Source organism: Alteromonas sp. 5E99-2 (genome assembly GCF_017368475.1).
Lineage (GTDB): Bacteria > Pseudomonadota > Gammaproteobacteria > Enterobacterales > Alteromonadaceae > Alteromonas_F.
In genome coordinates, this window is the sequence record NZ_JAFNJE010000080.1 from 1 (window position 1) to 480 (window position 480).

Below are 480 nucleotides of genomic sequence, written 5' to 3' on the forward strand. Positions count from 1 at the left end.
AGTCACCAGACGCACTAGGCATCTATATCTTTGCAAGTCTGGGAATTCTTATGGCGCAAAAAGCCACCATTTATAAAGTTGAGCTGTCCGTTTCGGATATGGATCGCAACTATTACGAAACCCACAAACTGACCGTTGCCAAACATCCTTCAGAGACGGATGAACGCCTGATGGTCCGCATCCTCGCTTTTGCGTTGAATGCCCACGAGCAGTTGGAAATGACCAGAGGTCTGTCAACAGACGACGAGCCTGACATTTGGCAGAAAAGCCTAAGCGGTGAGCTTGAATTATGGGTCGCACTTGGGCTCCCTAGCGAAAAGATCATTCGTCAGTCATGCGGCAAAGCCGACGACGTTGTCATCTACGCCTATGGTGGCAGAACGGCCGACATGTGGTGGGAAAAGGTCAAAAACAGCACGACCCGCTTTGACAACCTTCAAGTTTTGAGTCTTTCCGAAGCGGACACCAACGCACTGGGAG

At 50.4% G+C, this 480-nt stretch carries 1 protein-coding gene; it reads left to right on the plus strand.

What is annotated here, in order from left to right; translation table 11 throughout:
• Nucleotides 1–50 precede the first annotated feature (50 nt).
• The coding region (locus J3L16_RS15980) for a YaeQ family protein (protein WP_207614057.1) at nt 51–480 on the plus strand (430 nt) is incomplete at its 3' end.